The organism is Microbulbifer okhotskensis, assembly GCF_023895975.1.
In the GTDB taxonomy this organism is placed as follows: domain Bacteria; phylum Pseudomonadota; class Gammaproteobacteria; order Pseudomonadales; family Cellvibrionaceae; genus Microbulbifer; species Microbulbifer okhotskensis.
This window is the reverse complement of sequence record NZ_JALBWM010000587.1, coordinates 1-212: the sequence shown is the minus strand read 5'-3', so window position 1 is coordinate 212 and position 212 is coordinate 1. Positions and strand designations below refer to the sequence as shown.

Below are 212 nucleotides of genomic sequence, written 5' to 3'. Positions count from 1 at the left end.
ATAATCACCGGGCCGTATTCGTCCACCAGAACGTTGAATTCCGACAGGTCACCGTGCACGACGCCGGCGCAGAGCATGCGCATCACGTAGTTCATCAGCAGGGCGTGATCTTCCAGCGCCTGCTCGGCGGACATGGAGACATCACTCAGACGCGGCGCGACATCGCCGGCTTCGTCTGTTATCAGTTCCATCAGCAGCACGCCATCCATGCA

General features: G+C 59.4%; 1 protein-coding gene. It reads right to left on the bottom strand.

What is annotated here, in order from left to right; translation table 11 throughout:
- Positions 1-212: RIO1 family regulatory kinase/ATPase domain-containing protein (locus tag MO867_RS23365; protein ID WP_252473556.1), on the bottom strand; the 212-nt coding region annotated here is incomplete at both ends.